This is a genomic window from Arenicella xantha (genome assembly GCF_003315245.1).
In the GTDB taxonomy this organism is placed as follows: Bacteria; Pseudomonadota; Gammaproteobacteria; order Arenicellales; family Arenicellaceae; genus Arenicella; species Arenicella xantha.
Genome location: NZ_QNRT01000002.1, coordinates 1,131,606 through 1,146,977, shown reverse-complemented (window position 1 = coordinate 1,146,977; position 15,372 = coordinate 1,131,606). Strand labels below are relative to the sequence as shown.

Genomic DNA, 15,372 nt, shown 5'->3' with positions numbered 1-15,372 from the left:
TAAGCAGAATATACGTTCTGAAATTTAAAAGTCAACGGGTAAACGTTAAATAATGCTCATTGTGTCTAGTATTGCTGTCTCGACTCTGCTGAGGCTGTTTTAAGCTTTTGATCTTTGCTGGTTGCGTGAGTACACTCTAAGTTCTGTATACTTTTTTGCTGGTAGAGCTATTGGGCGTTGATGAAATGGATCATTTGTCGCCTTGTTTTAGCAGCCAGCTTAGTTTTCTAGTTTTTTACCCAGGAAGTTATTATGTCTGTTGCTCGAATTACCGAAATCTCCGCTTCGTCCCCGAAAAGTTTTGATGATGCTGTCGCTATTGGCGTGGCTCGTGCTAGCAAAACATTAAAGAATGTCTCAAGCGCGTGGGTAAAAGATCAAGTTGCTTCTATTGAAGATGGAAAAATTACCGAATATCGAGTTAAGTTGAAAATCACCTTTATCCTCGAAGAGTAGTTAGGCCCTCGGCGTGTTTGAGTGACTCGACACGCTGCTGAACTAGACAAAGCTCTATAGTGTGTCCAATAAGGTGATATTTAACGCAATCAAGGTTGTTACAGGATTGCGTCATTCACTGATTTACGTGGTATATTTGACGCTGTTGGCTTAGCAAGGCTGACATAATTTGCTGGATAGCAGTGCATTTCGCTCACCACTTACCTTTGCGTGAGTCAGTGAGTTATGTAGGGGGATTTTTTACTGCATCTCTATATTTGAGTAACTCATGAATGTGTGATTAAACACTTCATTGTGTTCGAGATTGGGTTCCGTCGAGTTTCGCCAAGGGGTTGGGGCGCTCGATAAGTTGGTCGTGATATCGCGACTAATCTCGCGCGCACTAACGAAATGTTTGCTGGAGGAAGAGCATGTCTCTTGGCGTAACCGGATTTGGATGGATTTTAATTATTCTCGCGTGGCTGGTGTTAATTGGCGGTGCGGGCTATTGGTGGATAAGGAATAAGGCATCCGCTGCGGAGTTTGATGTGCAGCGTAAGAGTCGGATGCTCACTGCGGCGGAAAGAAATTTCTTTGATGGGCTCATGAGTTCACTCAGTGATGAGTTTTATATTTTCTCAAAGATTCGAATATTGGATGTAATCGAACCCGAGCCAGCTGTTGATTGGTTTCAATCGAAGCGTATCGAAGTTAAGTTGGCGGATCAGACATTTGATTATCTGTTGTGTAAGAAAAAGGACATGTCTATTTTCGGTGTGATCGAGCTAGAAAACTTTGAGAAAGGCTCGAACCGAAAAATGCGAGCTGCGCGCGAAAAAACCGTGAGCCATGTCTGTAAGCAAGCGAATGTTCGTTTGTTTTACTTTGATATACGGCAAGATTACCGCAGCATGGATATTCGGCGTTTAGTGACAGGTAAGTCGGCTCGTGAAGTTGAGAAGAAAAAACCAACGAAAAACTCCGAGTTGACCATAGACGGTGCATCAAATTCTGATTTTGGTAATTTGCGGCAATGTCCTAAGTGTCACAGTGGTTTGGTCACCAAGGTCGCGGTTAAGGGGCGACGCATTGGCGAGAAATTTTTGATGTGCCGAAAGTATCCATATTGCGACTATCAGGTGTCAATGAATGATGCCAAGGTGGTGAAGATGCAGACACGCGAGAAGCAAAAGGTTAAAAAGCCTGGTTTTAGTGATTGGGCTGGCTAAACTTTTTTATCTGGCGGTGACGGTTTAGTTTCGCCGAATTAGGCGTCATGTATCGAGTGGGGCGCGCTTATGATCGGCGTGTTTGTGGGGCTAGTCTAGCGATTGTTGCGACTTGATTGGTCGTTACTGGCTTGTTTCTACTGGCTTGTTTCTACTGACTCTTTTCTACTGACTCTTTTCTACTGGCTTTTTGCTACTGGCTTTTTGCTACGGGCTTTTTGCTACGGGCTTTGCTTCAAAAAGCCGGGTGATATTTCTATTTATAAGACTCGATGGTGCCGCCACCTAAGCAGCGCCGACCGTCATAAAATACCAGCGCTTGCCCAGGAGTTACGGCGCGCTGGGGTTGGTCGAAGCGTACCGTAATGCTGTCGTCCCCAACTGCGGTAACTTGGCAGGCCTGATCTTGCTGTCGGTAACGGGTCTTTGCGGTGACCTGGTCACCAACTTTGAGTGGGGTCGCACTTACCCAGTCTAAGCCGGTCGCGACTACGGATTGGCTGAGCATTGCCGGATGGTCATGGCCCTGTACTACTAGTAATTTGTTTTCGGCTAGATCTTTGCCAGCTACATACCATGCGGCACCAGGCCCGCCGATGTCGAGTCCGTGTCGTTGCCCTAAGGTGTAATACATGAGCCCGTCGTGTTGCCCTACTGTTTCGCCATCAGTGTTGACCATCGCGCCAGGATTGGGTTTCAGGTAGGTGCTCAGAAAGTCCTTGAAACGACGTTCGCCAATAAAACATATGCCCGTACTGTCTTTTTTGTCATGTGTGACAAACCCTTGCTCATCGGCAATTTTGCGCACCTCTGGCTTAGTGATCTCACCGAGTGGGAAGAGGCTTTTAGTTAATTGAAACTGTTGCAGCGTGTACAGAAAATAGCTTTGATCTTTATTTTCGTCTGAGCCCCTTAAAAGTAGCGCTTGGTCGCCGTCTTGACCCTTCGCGACATAGTGTCCGGTTGCGATATACTGTGCACCAATGGTTTCGGCTTGGAGTAGGAACTCTTTAAACTTAATCTCTTTATTGCACAAGATATCTGGATTTGGTGTTCGTCCGGCTTGGTATTCTGCTAGAAAGTGTTCAAACACGTTCTCCCAGTATTCATGCGCGAAATTCACCTCGCGTAGTTCTATATCCAAGCGGTCGCAGACTTGTGCAGCATCTTTGAGGTCAGTGGCCGCAGCGCAGTACTCCTCGGTGTCGTCTTCCTCCCAGTTCTTCATAAACATGCCGGTGACTCGATACCCCTTTTGTTTCAGAAGGTAAGCAGTGACGGATGAATCGACGCCGCCGGACATGCCGACTACCACGTGAGTCTCGGAAGGGGTTGGTTTATCTTGGTTCATGAGGTTGTGACTTGAATTAAAGTTCCCGAAGTAGTTCCAGCGGATAGCGCTGGCCACTCAAATAGTCATCGATACAACTTAGCACTAAGGGGCTGCGGAGTGCTTGGTTTTGGCGCACTTCGTCAGGACTAAACCAGTGAGTTCGAATAATGTCCGGATCCAGCGAATACACGGGGTCTTGCTCGCTGATTGAGCCGCAAAAAGTAACCCGGATATAGGTTTTGCCATTGGCCGCTTCCAGTCGGTATAAACCCACTAATGCCTCGGGAGTGAAGTGACAGCATGTTTCTTCCAGTGTCTCGCGAATCACCGCGTCGAGAATGCTCTCGCCTTTCTCTAGATGGCCGGCCGGTTGGTTAAATACAATCTCGTTAGTGGATTTCGATCGCTCTTCTACGAGTAAGAATTTGCCGTCGTAAGGGCACACGGCAGCGACCGTAATATCTGGAGTCCACATGGTCTAGTTAGCTCGGTGCTTGGATCAAAGGGCAGTTTAACAATATCATTTATAGTGGATAGTGTGAGGCCTACGCGGTGGTTTTACAATGCCGTGTTCCGGATTTTGTGGTATCCTTGCGCCACTTTTTTACAGCACATGCTCTGACTTTCTGGTCGGACTTGGCTGTCCGAGTTGCTGGAATGGTAGCTCGAAGGTCGCTCCGCCTTCATCGCGCAAATTTAGCGTTGGTACGAAACCTAGCCCAACGTAATAGTTTGATGCGGCCGGATTGGCCTAACCTCCACAAATTTCAAACCGATTACAAGCGAGAAATGACCATAATGAGTAACGCAGAATCCAAGATTTTTTACACTCTAACCGATGAAGCTCCAGCACTAGCGACGCGCTCATTGCTGCCCATCTATCAATCATTTGCGTCAGCCTGTGGGGTTGAAATTGACACTAAGGATATTTCTTTAGGTGGCCGAATTTTAGCCACATTTAATGAATATTTGACTGATGAGCAGCGTGTTCCTGATGCGTTGGCGGAACTTGCTCAGTTGGTTTTAGAGCCAAGCGCTAATATTATTAAAACACCTAATATTTCAGCATCGATTCCGCAGATTCGCGCTGCAGTAGCAGAGCTTCAGGCGAAGGGATTTGCTGTTCCTGACTTTAATGATGACCCGAAAACGGACGAAGAAAAGAAAATTCGAGCCATGTACGACGGTGTTAAAGGCAGTAACGTAAACCCTGTGATTCGCGAAGGTAACTCAGACCGTCGCGCGCCAGCGGCGGTTAAGAATTACGCGCGTCAGAATCCACATTCAATGGGTGAGTGGTTGCCGACCTCAAAGTCACATGTCGCAACTATGAATGGTGGGGATTTTCGATCTAGTGAGCGTTCTATTACGCTTAAAGATGCTTGTACGGTAAAGATTGAGTTTACCGATAAATACGGCAACAAAACGGTCAAGCAAGACGGAGTCGAGTTACTTGCTGGTGAAGTGATCGACGCCATGTTCATGAGTAAAAAGGCGCTACGTAAGTTTTACGAAGAGCAAATTGAAGATGCGAAAAACCAAGGCGTATTGTTTAGCTTGCACGTCAAAGCAACCATGATGAAAGTGTCGCATCCGATCGTATTTGGTCATGCTGTGACGGTGTTTTACAAAGACGTTTATGAAAAGTATGCCACCTTGTTTGATGAACTAAATGTTCAGCCTAACAATGGCTTAGGTAATCTATACAATATCATCCAACAGATTTCGGGTGAGCTTCGTGAAAAAATCGAAGCCGATATTTTGGATTGTTACAAAGATCGTCCGGCAATTGCCATGGTCGATTCAGATAAAGGTATCTCGAATCTACATGTGCCAAGTGACGTGATTGTTGACGCGTCTATGCCTGCGATGATTCGTAATTCCGGCAAGATGTGGAATATGGACGGTGAGCTACAAGACGCAAAAGCGGTAATTCCAGAAAGTACTTATGCCTTTATTTATCAGGAAGTCATTGATTATTGTAAAGAGCATGGTGCGTTAGATCCCACCAAAATTGGTAGTGTTTCGAATGTCGGGCTCATGGCGCAAAAGGCCGAAGAGTATGGTTCGCACGATAAGACTTATGAGATGGAGTATGGCGGTTACATGCGTGTGATCGACGAAGACACTGGAACCATTCTGTTTGAGCATGCGGTAGAAGAAGGCGATATTTGGCGTATGTGTCAGGTAAAAGATGCGCCAATTCAAGACTGGGTTAAATTAGCCGTTTCACGAGCTCGCAAGACTGGCTTGCCAGCGGTTTTTTGGCTCGATAAAAATCGACCACATGAAGCTCAATTGATTATTAAAGTTGACGAGTATCTAAAGCAACATGATACCGAAGGTTTGAATATTCTGATTATGTCGCCAGCTGACGCGACACGATATTCATTGGAAGTAATTAACCAAGGTAAGGATGTTATTTCGGTCACCGGCAACGTATTGCGTGACTATTTAACCGATCTATTCCCAATCTTGGAAGTTGGTACTAGTGCCAAAATGTTGTCAATTGTGCCGTTGATGAATGGTGGCGGTTTGTTTGAAACAGGTGCTGGCGGGTCAGCACCGAAACATGTTCAGCAGTTTTTGAAGGAAGGGCACTTGCGTTGGGATTCTCTAGGTGAGTTTCTTGCGACTGCTGCTTCGTTCGAGCATTTAGCCGACGCTACGAGCAATGAGAAAGCGCGTGTTTTGGCTGATACGCTGGATCTGGCGACGAGCAAATTGTTGACTGAAGGCAAGTCACCATCAAGAAAAGTAAATGAGTTGGATAATCGCGGTAGCCACTTTTATCTAGCCCTATATTGGGCTCAAGCGATTGCGGCACAAGATCAGGACGCTGATTTAAAAGCGAAATTTGCCAGTCTTGCCGCGCAACTTTCTGACAACGAAAAAACCATTGTGGATGAATTGAATAATGCACAGGGTCATCCGGTTGATATTGATGGATACTATTACCCGTCTGAAGATAAGGCGTTCGCTGCGATGCGCCCATCAGCAACGTTGAATAGTATTATCGACGGTTTCACAGCGTAATAACGCTTTGAGCGAGAACAGCACTCTTTCGAGAGTGCTGTTTTTTTATGGGCTCATAGAACGTCGCGGAGACTGCACCGGTCGGTGAATGCGTGGCTCCGATGGCTTTGTGAGCTGGCCGTAAGCAAAAAAAAGCACGACCCTTTTTGAGTCGTGCTTTTGAATTTATCTTGAAAGTCTTAGTTAGGAAGCTGATCGGATTTTGGCGGCTTTAGGGCCTTTGTCTCCGTCTTCTAATTCATATTCTACTTCCTGGCCTTCATTGAGTGTTTTGTACCCGTCCATTTCGATTTCGGAGTAATGTGCGAACACATCATTTCCGCCCTCGCTTGGTTCAATGAATCCAAACCCTTTAGAAGAGTTAAACCATTTCACGGTTCCTCTAGTTGCCATCTTATATCCTCACTTTGGTAATAATTCCTGATATTAGCTTCAGGTATTTATGCGAAGTACAGCGTTTTTATTTGGTTCTACTTAACTTCACAACGCACATCAAACTTTTTTGTAATAATTTGACGCAGCAAGTAAACATCGTCATCTAATAAAGGTCAAGCGTAGGCTGGCATTTATCTGCGTTAAATAGATGATTGTCTAGCAAAAAGCTCTTGAAAAATTACTAGGAGGGCGCAGAATTAAGGTTGGATATGGTCGAGCGATTCGACCTCAATTAAGAAATAGGCTCATGAGCGATTACCCCGAACCAATTAATAATGATGATCTAGCCCTTGAAACGGCTCGACCCAAGCTAAAGCGTCCACCTCTATACCGAGTGTTGCTGCTCAACGATGACTACACAACCATGGAGTTCGTGATTGATGTGCTACAGTCAATTTTTCATCACTCCGAGGAGAAGGCGGCGCAAATAATGATGCACGTTCATCAAAAAGGCGCGGGCGTGTGCGGTGTGTACACGCGTGAGGTTGCCGAAACCAAAGTAGAGCAAGTTGTGCAATACGCGCAACAGAATCAGCATCCTCTGCAATGTACGATGGAACCCGATTCCGATTCGGATGGAGAGTAGCAATGATTGATCAATGCGTCATTTGCTTAAATATGATCAGAATCAGGAGTATGAAATGATTTCGAAAGAGCTAGAACAATCCTTAAATATGGCGGTGCAGATCGCCCATGAAGCGAGGCACGAGTTTGTAACTACCGAACATCTGTTGTTGGCCTTGCTGGACAACAGCTCCGCCATGGCTGTGTTACAGGCCTGCGGCGCCGACCTAGATGAACTGCGGTCCGATTTGAAGCTTCATTTGGTTGACCACACCACCTTGATTGATAGTGAGTCTGAGGTAAAAACACAGCCCAGCATTGGTTTTCAGCGGGTATTGCAACGTGCCATAGTGCATGTTCAAAGCTCTGGTAAAACTGAGGTCGAGGGCGAGAATGTATTGGTGGCGATGTTCTCCGAGCAGGACTCGTATGCGGCTTATTATTTGGATAAGCAAAATGTTACTCGTTTTGACGCCGTCTCTTATATTTCTCATGGCATCAGCAAGCAGGATGACGCGCCCGAGGGGCTGCCGTTTCCTGACGGGCAGGGCGATGGGCAGGTGGATCAAAAAGAAGGTCCTCTTGAGGCGTACACGGTGAATTTGAATGAACGTGCAGCTGAAGGTTTAATCGATCCATTGATTGGCCGTGAGAAAGAAGTAGAGCGAACTATTCAGATATTGTCACGTCGTCGTAAAAATAATCCGCTGTATGTCGGCGAAGCTGGCGTTGGTAAAACCGCGATTGCGGAAGGTTTGGCGAAACTAATTGTCGAAGAAGAAGTGCCGGCGGTGTTAGCCGATGCTGTTATCTATTCCTTGGACATGGGCGCGTTGTTGGCCGGTACAAAGTACCGTGGTGATTTTGAAAAACGCCTTAAGGCAGTTTTAAAAGCACTGAGCAAAGAGCAGCATGGGATCTTATTTATTGATGAAATACATACGATAATCGGTGCTGGTGCGGCATCAGGTGGCGCGATGGATGCGTCTAACCTGCTTAAACCGGCCTTGTCCAGCGGTGAACTCAAATGCATTGGGTCGACGACTTATCAGGAGTATCGTGGGATATTCGAAAAGGATCGTGCGCTGTCTCGCCGTTTTCAGAAAATTGATGTCGAACAGCCGACCGTGTCTGAAACTGTGCAGATTTTGCGTGGACTAAAGACCCGTTTCGAGGAGCATCACGAGGTAACCTATACGCCAGAGGCTCTAACTTTAGCGGCTGAATTGGCAGATCGTTATATTAATGAGCGTTTCTTGCCAGATAAAGCGATTGACGTTATTGATGAGGCTGGCGCGCGTACTCGATTGCACGAGCGAGAAGAGGGAGAAATTCCTGTGATTGATGTGCCTGAAATTGAAGAAGTCGTGTCGTTTATTGCTCGCATACCGCCGAAAAATGTGTCGGCCTCGGATGTCGATGCGCTGAAGAATCTCGAACGGGATTTGAAGTTAGTCGTGTTTGGGCAAGATCAAGCCATTACTACACTTGCATCAGCTATCAAGATGTCTCGCTCTGGTTTAGGAAAGCCAGAGAAGCCGATCGGTTCGTTTCTCTTCTCAGGGCCAACTGGAGTTGGTAAAACTGAAGTAACGCGGCAGCTTGCGATGACTCTTGGCGTTGAGTTGATCCGCTTTGATATGTCTGAGTATATGGAGCGCCATACTGTGTCGCGGCTGATTGGTGCACCTCCAGGCTACGTTGGATTTGATCAAGGCGGCATACTGACTGATTCGGTTAACAAACATCCGCATGCGGTGTTGTTGCTAGATGAAATCGAGAAAGCGCATCCAGACGTGTTTAATCTTTTACTGCAAGTAATGGATCATGGCACGCTGACTGATAACAACGGTCGAAAAGCTGATTTTCGCAATGTGATTATTGTGATGACTACCAATGCGGGAGCGGTAGAAGTCGCACGCAACACAATGGGGTTTACCAAGCAAGATAATGCCACCGACGATTTATCGGCAATTCAGAAGATGTTTACGCCTGAATTCCGCAATCGTTTGGACGCGGTGGTGCGTTTTGAATCTTTGGGCAAATCGGTGATTAGTAAGATCGTCGACAAAGAATTGTTGGAAGTCGAGCGGCTATTGTTAGAGAAGAATGTTCAGCTGACAGTCGATGATGCGGCTCGGGCGTGGATCGCAGAGCATGGTTATGACGCGACAATGGGAGCGCGGCCGTTAGCTCGGTTGATCCAAGAAGAGGTTAAGCGTGGCTTGGCTGATGAGTTGCTGTTCGGCAAGTTGCAGAAAGGCGGGCAGGTGAATATCAGCGTCAATAACGACAAATTGGCATTCTCTATCACCAAGTCGCGGTTTGAAAGAGATGAGTCGAGCAAAGAGGTTGCCCTGCATTGATAGGTGTTGGCAGGGCTGAGTCAAATGGCTTGGCCCTGCGGTAGCTTAGTGTCAGTTCCGTTTTAACCTTCGTCGTCACTAATGACTATTAGGTGACGGCGCTCTCCACGACACTAGCGGTATTAACTTTCGCGTTCCAATCGCTCTACTTCAAATGTGATAGTCCGTGATTTGCGCGATTCTTCAATCTTTAGCGGCAGGTATTGATCAGCTGGCGACAGCCAAAATGTTAGAGTTCTGCCAGGTCGCAATTCACGCTCCAGTACTACTTTCACGACCTGCCGAGTTCCGACTAGCGTGTCGATAGTTTCTTCGCCCTTAGTTCGCAATACAAAGCCTCTAATTCGCTTGGATTTTCCATCCACAACATAGGTGCTTTTCTCCGAGAACCCCTCGCCTTTTAGTAACGCAGCAGCAAACCAAAACATGCAGTTGTCTACTAGGTAACCATCTGGCATATCAAGAGAGTCGCCGGAGTCGAATTTCACCTTTCGGTCCTGCCAGTCGTACGCCACCGAGTAGTCGGTTTTACCGATTCGTCCGCCACTGTAATTTTTAGACACCGCTTGACCGTCGATAATATCGAACTCGCAGGCTTCTTGAATGTTGCTGCCAATAATAATGGCGGCCATCCCTTGGGCCTTTGTTACGGATTCGATTAAGTAACCGCTGTCCGTTTGCGACAAGTTGGTTTCGACTTTGCCGAGTGTGGCATTGCCGAATTTGCTGCTATTCATTTTGATTGTATAGCTAATCAATGCCGGTTCGAGCGGCGCGGAAACAGCAATATTGGCCATGGAAGTAACTGCCGATAGGGCGACTAGAAATGTGGTTAGAAATTTGCGCAACACAATAAATTAGTTTGATTAGTATCGCGACCTACGCTAACTCAGAGGTCAAAGGTTTGCAACTGCTCCGTAGCGGTTTCACCATCCAGTAATACTTGGCCATTTTCAATTGAAAGCCGGTTCTCGGCGAACCATTTAATAGCGAGCGGATACAGTTTGTGTTCGATGCTGTGAATACGATTTTGTAATGACTCCACCGAGTCATTTTCCTTTATTGCTAAGCGGCCTTGTAAAATGATCGGACCGGCGTCCACTTCGGGTACCACAAAGTGAATACTTGCGCCATGCCATTGCTCGCCGGCATCCATGGCGCGTTGATGGGTATTGGTGCCCGGAAATTTTGGTAGTAGCGACGGATGAATGTTGATTAATCGATGCGAGTAATGATTGACAAATTCACTGGTGAGAATTCGCATGAAGCCAGCTAACACCACTAAGTCAGGTTTAACGCTATCGATTTTTTCTTGCAGCGCAACATCAAACGCGTGGCGTGAATTGAATGCTTTATGCTCTATAACCGCTGTGTCTATGCCTGCCTGTGATGCTCGGATTAAGCCGAAAGCATCCGCTTTGTTGCTCACGACAAGGGCAATGTCTATCGTTAATGTGCCGGCGGCGATTTGATCGATAAATGCTTGCAGATTGCTGCCGCTGCCAGAGATCAGTACGACAGCTCGAGTACGATTCATCAAGCTAAACGATTTTGATTTGAGGGTCGGCTGAACCCGCAACGATTTCGCCCAATAAGAACGCTTCTTCACCGGCTTCGGCAAGATGTTCCAAGGCGGCATCTGCATGTTCTGCGGCGACCACGACAACCATGCCTACGCCGCAATTAAAGGTGCGGTACATTTCTTGGCGTTCGATATTAGCGGTTTCCATGAGCCAACGAAATAAACTTGGCCATTGCCAAGCTGATTCATTAATAACCGCATGACAATCACTTGGCAATACTCGGTTTAGGTTGCCAGGTAGGCCGCCACCAGTGATATGCGCTAAAGCATGCACCGGTAATTTCTCCATTAAGGCGAGTAAAGAGCGCACGTAAATTCGAGTCGGTTGCAATACTACGTCGCTAAGCGGTCGGCCGTCTAATTCGGTATCGAGCGGTATGTTATATGTGTCGATTACTTTGCGAATTAGTGAGTATCCATTGGAGTGAGCGCCAGAAGACGCTAGGCCTATTAGAACATTGCCAGCCGCAACCTTGGAGCCGTCAATGATCTCGCTTTTTTCCACGGCGCCAACACAGAATCCGGCTAAGTCATACTCACCGGCTTGGTACATGCCAGGCATCTCGGCAGTTTCGCCACCGATCAAAGCTGCGTTAGCTTGTAGGCAGCCCTCACCAATTCCGGTCACGACCTGCGCCGCGACTTCCGGTGTAAGTTTGCCGGTTGCAAAGTAATCTAAAAAGAACATTGGCTCAGCGCCTTGGACAATTACGTCGTTCACGCACATTGCCACCAGGTCAATGCCAATGGTGTCATGTTTATTTAAGTCAAAAGCCAGTTTTAATTTGGTGCCCACACCATCTGTGCCTGAAACCAAAATCGGTTCTTTATAGCGTTGCGGTATTTGAAATAAAGCGCCGAACCCGCCGAGGCCGCTCAAGCATCCTTCGCGTTGTGTACGTTTTGCGACTGGCTTAATGACATCAATGAATGCATCACCGGCATCGATGTCGACGCCAGCGTCACGATAGCTCAGCGATTCAGGTGTATTGGTGCTTTTCGGCTTGTTTGACTGAGACACGATTGCGTTCTCCAATGGGATAAGGATTCGATCTGGCGATTAGGCCGGTTTAGGGGCGCTATTGTAGCGTTTTCATTAGCGGTTGTGTATCGAATAAAAGGCAGAGATAATTGCTTAATAGCTTGAAGGAATCACGCAATCGTAAATCGCATAGAATGATCTATATACCGAACTTACTCACCTTAGCTCGAATTGGGCTGGTGCCTTGGCTAGTCGTGCTGCTGCAAGAGACGCAGTACGGGTGGTCGCTCGCGGTGTTTATAATCGCCGGCGTGTCGGATGCGCTGGACGGCTTCATTGCAAAACGCTTCAATGCCGCCACGCATTTAGGCGCGATATTAGACCCTTTAGCGGATAAAGCGTTATTGGTTAGTGCCTATGTTATGTTGTCGGTGATGGAAGTCATTCCGTTTTGGTTGATGGTAGTAGTGGTCTTTCGAGATATTATTATCGTTGGTGGTTACTTAGTGATGGTGCTCTTTTTCGGTTCGGTAAAGATGCAGCCACTGAAGATTTCTAAGCTGAATACGTTTACTCAGATCACGTATATTGTGATTATATTATCGACTTTAGCGTGGCAAATACAAATTGCAGACTGGTTGCCGTGGTTCAACTACGCGGTCCTTGCGACTAGCGTGATAAGTGGCATCGCTTATGTGTATATCTGGTCGCTTAAAGCAACTCACGACCTCGAGGTAGCGTCTGAATCGACGCTGAATGAATCGTCATAATGACCAAACAATCTTCTGATCCCAGCTCAGGCCAACTTGCTCTTGCACTTGCACAGCAGGATAAGGCTAGTTTTAGTAATTTTTTAACAGGTGATAACACTGAACTAACTGATGCCTTGCAAACCTTGGTGCAAAAGCGAGAATCTAAGGTTGTGTTTATCTATGGCCCCGAGGGTAGTGGCAAGAGCCACTTGTTGTTTGCTTGCATGCGGTTGGCCAGAGATGAGAATTTCCCCAGCAGCTATCAGTCGCTAACGGATTCTCGTGTAACACCAGAGATGTTACGGGTGATTGATCCTACAAATCTGGTCTGCATTGATAACATTCATGCTTGGGCTGGCGATGCTAACAAGGAGCGTGCGCTATTTACCTTGTTCGAGCAGATCAAGCATGGAGGAGGGCAATTGATTGTGTCGGCAGCTCAGCCGGCGGATCTGAATGGGTTTGTTATTCCTGACTTAGTGAGTCGCTTGTCGAGTGGGTTAATCTACCCGTTGCGAGAGCTGACCGATGAGCAGACGCTACTTGCCTTGAAATTACGTGCTGAACAACGAGGCTTGTCGATCGCCGACGATGTACTGCGTTATTTACTGAGTCGAGCTACGCGTGATACCACGGTAATTTTTGAGATACTTGATCGAATTGATCGAGCCTCGTTAGCCGAGCAACGGCGGGTCACCATCCCTTTTATTCAGCAATTGCTGAGTCGTCACTCGGTATTTGATAAGCCCTAGTTGAGTTAGTATGCGTGAATGGTTTATTGACAATCCCGTTACGCCGCTAATTTCTGTGCATAGTGAGCAACGCGTTTTCCTAAGGCAATGCAGAGTTCCCGCTCGTCCGCGGATATTTCTATGCTGTTACTGCTGCCTGCGACATGGCTAGCGCCATAAGGGGTTCCGCCGGTTTTAGTCCGAGCCAGCGCTGGCTCAGTAAATGGAATGCCGGTAATCAGCATGCCGTGATGCAGCAGTGGAATCATCATCGACAAAAGTGTCGACTCCTGCCCGCCATGCATTGAGGAGCTTGAGGTAAATACGGCCGCTGGTTTGCCGGATAGTTCACCAGACATCCAAATTGATGAGGTACTGTCAAGCAGGTGCTTGAGCGCTGACGACATATTTCCGAAACGTGTCGGGCTCCCCAAAATAAGCGCATCGCACGCAGCTAATTCTGATAACTCAATGGGGGCGTCACCGGACTCGTTGTCGGGCGCAGGCTGAGTTTCAGTATTTCGAATCTCCGGTACGCTCCGCAGCATGGCGTTACAACCTTCTACCGATTCGACACCTCGAGCGATGAGGCGAGCCATTTTCTGAACCGAACCGAGTCGACTGTGGTAGAGAATCAATATGTTCATGGCAAGATGGTTAATACTGCTTCAGGCGGGCGTCCAATCGCGACCTCATCGCCAACCACAACGATGGGGCGTTCAATTAGCTTAGGTGCTTGAAGCATGGCGTCGATCAATTGATCGCGTTCCAGTGCGGGGTTGTCTAAACCCATCACTAGATAAGGCTCTTCCTTTTTGCGCATTAGTTGACGCGGCTCGAATTCGAGTCCACGCAGAATGCTGTCGAGCTCCTGATGCGTTGGTGGGTTTGTCAGATACTCAACAATGCGCGGTTCTATTCCTCGCTCTTGTAGAAGTTGTAGAGTCTGTCTGGACTTCGAGCATCTTGGGTTATGATAGATAGTTATTTCCATTGTAATAAGACCTGCGTGAGATTCGATGACTGATTATTGGTTAAAGAACACCCTAATTCAACTCTGGGAGGTGCCCTTAGCGGTGGTTCGACGATTTGGCACTGACCGATTATTACGACATGCGGCAGCTTTGGCGTTCAGTTCACTATTGGCCTTAGCACCGATGGCGGCGATAGCGCTTTCGTTGTTCTCGTTATTTTCGGGTTTTGAGCAGTTAGGCACGTCATTTCAAGACTTTATCTACCAGTTTTTACTGCCGACAGCGGGTAATGACCTGCAGGTCTATTTTGCTAATTTTGCGGGCCAGGCAGGCAAGCTCACGTTGTTCGGGTTGGTGTTTTTCTTATTGACTGCTCTGGTGTTGCTCGCCAGTATTGAGCAGTCGTTCAATGATATATGGCGCGTGAAGCAAGGGCGTTCGGTTACGTCTCGCCTAACTGTATACTGGGCGATGATTTCCTTGGGGCCTTTCTTGATGGGCGGTAGCTTGACGCTGTCGACCTACCTATTGTCGTTTTCAATGTCGGCTGGGGAAAATATTCATTCTATTGGTTTGACATTGCTCCCGTTCGGGCTGGAGACCTTGGCGTTTCTGATGTTGTATCTAATTATGCCAAACGTACGGGTAAGTTTCGTTCACGCGCTGACTGGCGCGCTGGTGGCTTCTTGTTTGTTTGAGATAACTAAGAGTTTGTTTACTAGTTATATTTCAAATTACTCGAACTACGACGTTGTGTATGGTGCGCTGTCAACGCTTCCTATTCTATTGATTTGGGTTTACTTATCTTGGGTCGTCGCATTGGTCGGCGCTGAATTAGTGGCAGTGCTTCAAGAGCGCCATCTGCTTGAGCTAGAGGTAAGTGATATGTTTGGCGGTCATGATGAGCCGCCAAAGCCCGAGTGATCGCATACCAAAAGTAAGGCGCTTGAGGT

16 protein-coding genes are annotated in these 15,372 nt (G+C 47.3%); 8 read left to right on the top strand and 8 right to left on the bottom strand.

Annotated elements, in window-relative coordinates; genetic code table 11:
- Nucleotides 1-252 precede the first annotated feature (252 nt).
- Both DFR28_RS10795 and DFR28_RS10790 read left to right on the top strand, forming a co-directional pair.
- Nucleotides 253-456, top strand: coding sequence for a dodecin family protein (locus DFR28_RS10795; protein ID WP_113954320.1), 204 nt, complete (start codon nt 253-255; stop codon nt 454-456).
- A 410-nt stretch (nt 457-866) separates the two neighbouring features.
- The gene (locus DFR28_RS10790; protein WP_113954319.1) at nt 867-1,664 is read left to right on the top strand and encodes a DUF2726 domain-containing protein; all 798 of its coding nucleotides are present in this window, start codon (nt 867-869) and stop codon (nt 1,662-1,664) included.
- Between the two features lie 256 nt (nt 1,665-1,920).
- Here the strand turns inward: DFR28_RS10790 and mnmA are convergent, their stop codons facing one another.
- Together mnmA and DFR28_RS10780 are read right to left on the bottom strand one after the other, a co-directional pair.
- Nucleotides 1,921-3,015, bottom strand: a complete 1,095-nt coding sequence (gene mnmA, locus DFR28_RS10785) for a tRNA 2-thiouridine(34) synthase MnmA (RefSeq protein WP_113954318.1) — start codon at nt 3,013-3,015, stop codon at nt 1,921-1,923.
- A 16-nt stretch (nt 3,016-3,031) separates the two neighbouring features.
- Complete coding sequence (locus DFR28_RS10780) at nt 3,032-3,472, bottom strand: NUDIX hydrolase (RefSeq protein WP_113954317.1); 441 nt, start codon at nt 3,470-3,472, stop codon at nt 3,032-3,034.
- Nucleotides 3,473-3,795: 323 nt separating this feature from the next.
- Here DFR28_RS10780 and DFR28_RS10775 point away from each other — a divergent pair, with 323 nt between their 5' ends.
- Complete coding sequence (locus DFR28_RS10775; RefSeq protein ID WP_113954574.1) at nt 3,796-6,033, top strand: NADP-dependent isocitrate dehydrogenase; 2,238 nt, start codon at nt 3,796-3,798, stop codon at nt 6,031-6,033.
- Between the two features lie 183 nt (nt 6,034-6,216).
- Here DFR28_RS10775 and DFR28_RS10770 read toward each other — a convergent pair whose 3' ends face one another.
- Nucleotides 6,217-6,426: a cold-shock protein gene (locus DFR28_RS10770; protein WP_113954316.1), complete on the bottom strand. Its 210-nt coding sequence runs from the start codon at nt 6,424-6,426 to the stop codon at nt 6,217-6,219.
- Nucleotides 6,427-6,715: 289 nt separating this feature from the next.
- On the opposite strand from DFR28_RS10770, the gene clpS reads away from it, so the two are divergent.
- Nucleotides 6,716-7,054 carry an ATP-dependent Clp protease adapter ClpS gene (gene clpS, locus DFR28_RS10765; protein ID WP_113954315.1) on the top strand — a complete coding sequence of 113 codons (339 nt, stop codon included), beginning with the start codon at nt 6,716-6,718 and terminating at the stop codon, nt 7,052-7,054.
- A gap of 55 nt (nt 7,055-7,109) precedes the next feature.
- On the top strand, nt 7,110-9,398 hold the full coding sequence (gene clpA / locus DFR28_RS10760; protein ID WP_113954573.1) for an ATP-dependent Clp protease ATP-binding subunit ClpA: 2,289 nt from the start codon (nt 7,110-7,112) through the stop codon (nt 9,396-9,398).
- 122 nt (nt 9,399-9,520) lie between these two features.
- Here clpA and DFR28_RS10755 read toward each other — a convergent pair whose 3' ends face one another.
- The 3 genes from DFR28_RS10755 to purM form a co-directional block, all read right to left on the bottom strand.
- Nucleotides 9,521-10,195, bottom strand: coding sequence for a DUF3108 domain-containing protein (locus tag DFR28_RS10755; RefSeq protein ID WP_113954314.1), 675 nt, complete (start codon nt 10,193-10,195; stop codon nt 9,521-9,523).
- A gap of 92 nt (nt 10,196-10,287) precedes the next feature.
- Nucleotides 10,288-10,935, bottom strand: coding sequence for a phosphoribosylglycinamide formyltransferase (gene purN / locus DFR28_RS10750; RefSeq protein WP_113954313.1), 648 nt, complete (start codon nt 10,933-10,935; stop codon nt 10,288-10,290).
- A gap of 4 nt (nt 10,936-10,939) precedes the next feature.
- Nucleotides 10,940-12,001: a phosphoribosylformylglycinamidine cyclo-ligase gene (gene purM, locus DFR28_RS10745; RefSeq protein WP_113954572.1), complete on the bottom strand. Its 1,062-nt coding sequence runs from the start codon at nt 11,999-12,001 to the stop codon at nt 10,940-10,942.
- A 155-nt stretch (nt 12,002-12,156) separates the two neighbouring features.
- Here purM and DFR28_RS10740 point away from each other — a divergent pair, with 155 nt between their 5' ends.
- Both DFR28_RS10740 and hda read left to right on the top strand, forming a co-directional pair.
- The gene (locus tag DFR28_RS10740) at nt 12,157-12,732 is read left to right on the top strand and encodes a CDP-alcohol phosphatidyltransferase family protein (protein WP_113954312.1); all 576 of its coding nucleotides are present in this window, start codon (nt 12,157-12,159) and stop codon (nt 12,730-12,732) included.
- The gene (gene hda, locus DFR28_RS10735) at nt 12,732-13,466 is read left to right on the top strand and encodes a DnaA regulatory inactivator Hda (RefSeq protein WP_113954311.1); all 735 of its coding nucleotides are present in this window, start codon (nt 12,732-12,734) and stop codon (nt 13,464-13,466) included. Before DFR28_RS10740 ends, hda begins: the two co-directional genes overlap by 1 nt.
- A 38-nt stretch (nt 13,467-13,504) precedes the next feature.
- On the opposite strand, the gene wrbA is transcribed toward hda, so the two are convergent.
- Nucleotides 13,505-14,092 carry an NAD(P)H:quinone oxidoreductase gene (gene wrbA / locus DFR28_RS10730; RefSeq protein WP_113954310.1) on the bottom strand — a complete coding sequence of 196 codons (588 nt, stop codon included), beginning with the start codon at nt 14,090-14,092 and terminating at the stop codon, nt 13,505-13,507.
- Nucleotides 14,089-14,439: an arsenate reductase (glutaredoxin) gene (gene arsC, locus DFR28_RS10725; RefSeq protein ID WP_113954309.1), complete on the bottom strand. Its 351-nt coding sequence runs from the start codon at nt 14,437-14,439 to the stop codon at nt 14,089-14,091. Before arsC ends, wrbA begins: the two co-directional genes overlap by 4 nt.
- Nucleotides 14,440-14,464: 25 nt before the next feature.
- On the opposite strand from arsC, the gene DFR28_RS10720 reads away from it, so the two are divergent.
- A complete protein-coding gene (locus DFR28_RS10720; RefSeq protein ID WP_113954308.1) occupies nt 14,465-15,343 on the top strand; it encodes a YihY family inner membrane protein in 879 nt (292 codons plus the stop codon).
- The last annotated feature ends 29 nt before the right edge of the window (nt 15,344-15,372 follow it).

What these genes read in the sequence shown, in the direction of transcription:
- DFR28_RS10720 (WP_113954308.1), top strand. Translation starts at nt 14,465, where the DNA reads ATGACTGATTATTGGTTAAAGAACACCCTAATTCAACTCTGGGAGGTG.
- clpA (WP_113954573.1), top strand. Translation starts at nt 7,110, where the DNA reads ATGATTTCGAAAGAGCTAGAACAATCCTTAAATATGGCGGTGCAGATC.
- hda (WP_113954311.1), top strand. Translation starts at nt 12,732, where the DNA reads ATGACCAAACAATCTTCTGATCCCAGCTCAGGCCAACTTGCTCTTGCA.
- DFR28_RS10780 (WP_113954317.1), bottom strand. Translation starts at nt 3,472, where the DNA reads ATGTGGACTCCAGATATTACGGTCGCTGCCGTGTGCCCTTACGACGGC.
- DFR28_RS10790 (WP_113954319.1), top strand. Translation starts at nt 867, where the DNA reads ATGTCTCTTGGCGTAACCGGATTTGGATGGATTTTAATTATTCTCGCG.
- wrbA (WP_113954310.1), bottom strand. Translation starts at nt 14,092, where the DNA reads ATGAACATATTGATTCTCTACCACAGTCGACTCGGTTCGGTTCAGAAA.
- mnmA (WP_113954318.1), bottom strand. Translation starts at nt 3,015, where the DNA reads ATGAACCAAGATAAACCAACCCCTTCCGAGACTCACGTGGTAGTCGGC.
- DFR28_RS10770 (WP_113954316.1), bottom strand. Translation starts at nt 6,426, where the DNA reads ATGGCAACTAGAGGAACCGTGAAATGGTTTAACTCTTCTAAAGGGTTT.
- purN (WP_113954313.1), bottom strand. Translation starts at nt 10,935, where the DNA reads ATGAATCGTACTCGAGCTGTCGTACTGATCTCTGGCAGCGGCAGCAAT.
- clpS (WP_113954315.1), top strand. Translation starts at nt 6,716, where the DNA reads ATGAGCGATTACCCCGAACCAATTAATAATGATGATCTAGCCCTTGAA.
- arsC (WP_113954309.1), bottom strand. Translation starts at nt 14,439, where the DNA reads ATGGAAATAACTATCTATCATAACCCAAGATGCTCGAAGTCCAGACAG.
- DFR28_RS10755 (WP_113954314.1), bottom strand. Translation starts at nt 10,195, where the DNA reads ATGGCCAATATTGCTGTTTCCGCGCCGCTCGAACCGGCATTGATTAGC.
- DFR28_RS10740 (WP_113954312.1), top strand. Translation starts at nt 12,157, where the DNA reads ATGATCTATATACCGAACTTACTCACCTTAGCTCGAATTGGGCTGGTG.
- DFR28_RS10775 (WP_113954574.1), top strand. Translation starts at nt 3,796, where the DNA reads ATGAGTAACGCAGAATCCAAGATTTTTTACACTCTAACCGATGAAGCT.
- DFR28_RS10795 (WP_113954320.1), top strand. Translation starts at nt 253, where the DNA reads ATGTCTGTTGCTCGAATTACCGAAATCTCCGCTTCGTCCCCGAAAAGT.